Genomic DNA, 2,577 nt, shown 5'->3' with positions numbered 1-2,577 from the left:
TCGTAAGCGCTCATTTCCATGCGCGTTGACGCGGCCCGTTTGACCGGGGTCGCCGTCAGACGGCTGCCATTGGATCATGCAGCGGCGGTTTCAGCGTTTCAGCGAAGTTGAAGGGCAGCAGGTCGGTGATGTCGGCTTCGATGACACGCTGCGGTAATTCGGTAAGGACGTGACGCAGATAAGCCAAGGGTTCGATGCCGCAGGCGCGGCATGTCAGCATGAGGCTGTAGATGACGGCACTGGCCTTGGCTCCGTCCACGGTGTCGCTGAACAGCCAACTCTTTCTTCCCGTGGCAAAAATCCTGATGTCGCGCTCAAGCAAGTTGTTGTCGATCGGCATCCTGCCGTCTTCTGTATAGCGCGTCAGGTACTCCCATTGGTTCAGGGTGTAGGACACGGCATCGCCAAGCTTGGTATCGGGCAAGACCTTCGGCGCGATGTCGTCGAGCCATGCCTTGAGAGCGTTCAGGATGGGGACGCTGTGTTGCTGGCGGAAGCGGTGGATGCAGTGATCTCGCGTTTCGTCCTTATCCGGCTTCTCATTGCGCGCCTGGCTTTCAATCCGGTAGAGCTGCGCGAAGAACTTGAGCGCCTGCTCCGGCGGACCGCCGCCTTTCTTCCTTGCCTTGAGCGCGTCGACGAAGCGACGCCTGGAATGGGCCATACACCCAACATGGGTCGCGCCGTTCAATGTGCGCCAGGCGGTGTAGCCATCGCTCATCAAGATGCCGCGGTAGTCGCCGAGGAAGGCCTGCGGATAAATCTGGCCGCGGCCGGGTTGATAATCGAGCAGCACGATTGGCTCGCCGCTGTCTTCCCCGCTCCTGTATGCCCACATGAAGGATGTGCTGGTGGCTTCCTTGTCCTTTTCCTTCAAGACCTGGACCGTGGTCTCGTCACCATGGATGAGCGGCTGCGCCCTGAGCCGCAATTTCAGGGCGTCATAGATTCGGGAGAGATGCCTCTCGCTCGATCCGATCACCCAATGCCCGAGAGCGCCGCGGCTGACGGGAACACCGGCACGCTCGAAGGCCTGGGCCAGGCGGTAGAGCGGCGTGCCATCGACATATTTATGGACGAGCGCGAAGGCCAGTGTCGAGGCCGTGGCGATGCTGCCCGGCAAGGCCTGCGCGGGCATTGGCGCGAGAATGACAGGCGTGTTGATGCCGGTGCGGTCGCAATGGCGGCAGGCATACTTGAACCGCACATTCTGCAGGACCTTGGCCTTCACCTCGATATGGAGCTGCTCGGTGACCGCCTCACCCATGCGATGCATCTGGTGACGGCAGCAAGGGCAGGCCTTCTGATCGTGGGCAATGTCATATTCGACGCGCTCGCGCGGCAGGTGTTCCGGCAGGGGCTTGCGGCCACGCTTCTTGCCCTCCGGCCTTTCGGTCGATGGCAAGCCGGTGTCCGGCAGGTGGACGACCTCGCCATCTTCTCCGCTGGCGTCGTCATCGGCAACCTGCTCGGCTTCATCGAAGAGGCGGTCCACGTGCTTTTCGCTCTTCGGCGCAAAACGATGCAGCCGCGCCAGCACCAACTCTTCCTCGAGCTTGACCACGCGTTCCGTGAGCTGACGGTTTTCCGCCTGCAGCGCCGCAATGCGCGCCATCAACTCCTCAACAGTGGGTTCGCCGGGTCGGATCATCAGATTCTTGAATCTGAACCGTTTCGCCCCGTCAACCGCAGACGTTGCGAACTGTCAGCCGGCGATCTGGTATTGCCGAACCGGATGGCGGACCATCGCGTCGATATCAATGCCGTCGAGAATCCAGTGTAATTGCTCGGTCGTCAGCGTTACCACCATCATCTCCCGACGTGGCCACCGGAACCGGTCTTCCGACAATCGCTTCAGCACCATCACAAAACCGGACCGATCGAAGAACAGGAGCTTCATCCGGTCACGGCGGCGATTGCAAAAGGCAAAGACCGCAGGCGCAAACGGGTCCAGCGCCATAGTCTCCTGCACCAGGACCGCAAGGCTGTTGATGCCGGCGCGGAAGTCGATCGGTTCGCGATGCAGGTAGACCTTGAGATCAGCGCCCAGTCTGAACATGACCCAAAGCTCCGATGATTGTCCTCAAAGCATCAGCATCACCGGATTCCAGCGTCAGCTTCACGCCGTTTGGTAGCAACGCGCTTATTTTGGAAGAACCTGACAGATTGGCCTTCCCCAGTGACGCCGGTTGGTCTTCCCTAAACGCGACCGGCATCTCCAACGAGGAGGTCCCGACAGGCAGGCTGCAGTCTGCCGCGACGACCGGGATAAACCGCGAGCTTGCAGATCCCGCCGAGAAGCGAGCCTCCCTGGCATCCTTGACCCATTTGCGCAGTAGGTTGGCATTGATCCCATGCGTAAGCGCAAGGCCGGATATCGACACACCAGGCTCAAGGCAGGCCGCAACAAGCCGCTCCTTTGATCCCGGATCATAGCGGCGTCGCCCATCACGTCCCACCAACCGCACTCGCAGTTTCTGCTCTTCGTCACTCATATTTGGTGTCCACCTATTTTAAGTGGACACTTCATGCGGCAGAGAATTCAACGCGAAAAGGCGCAACGAAATGAGCGCTTAC

General features: G+C 60.1%; 3 protein-coding genes. All 3 read right to left on the bottom strand.

The features are described from left to right. Positions 1–55: 55 nt before the first annotated feature. The 3 genes from tnpC to tnpA are packed head-to-tail and all read right to left on the bottom strand — an operon-like array spanning position 56 to position 2,495. Positions 56–1,651, bottom strand: a complete 1,596-nt coding sequence (gene tnpC / locus QD461_RS36500; protein WP_004121999.1) for an IS66 family transposase — start codon at positions 1,649–1,651, stop codon at positions 56–58. Positions 1,652–1,705: 54 nt separating this feature from the next. Continuing rightward, entirely contained in the window at positions 1,706–2,059 is a 354-nt protein-coding gene (tnpB, locus tag QD461_RS36495; protein ID WP_004121998.1) for an IS66 family insertion sequence element accessory protein TnpB, read from the bottom strand. Beyond that, the gene (gene tnpA, locus QD461_RS36490) at positions 2,040–2,495 is read right to left on the bottom strand and encodes an IS66-like element accessory protein TnpA (RefSeq protein ID WP_004121997.1); all 456 of its coding nucleotides are present in this window, start codon (positions 2,493–2,495) and stop codon (positions 2,040–2,042) included. The genes tnpB and tnpA overlap by 20 nt, the downstream gene beginning before the upstream one ends. Between the last annotated feature and the right edge of the window lie 82 nt (positions 2,496–2,577).

Source organism: Rhizobium sp. BR 314 (assembly GCF_047445805.1).
GTDB lineage: Bacteria > Pseudomonadota > Alphaproteobacteria > Rhizobiales > Rhizobiaceae > Rhizobium > Rhizobium lusitanum_B.
Note: the sequence above shows the minus strand (reverse complement) of the source record. Positions and strands in the feature narration are given on the sequence as shown.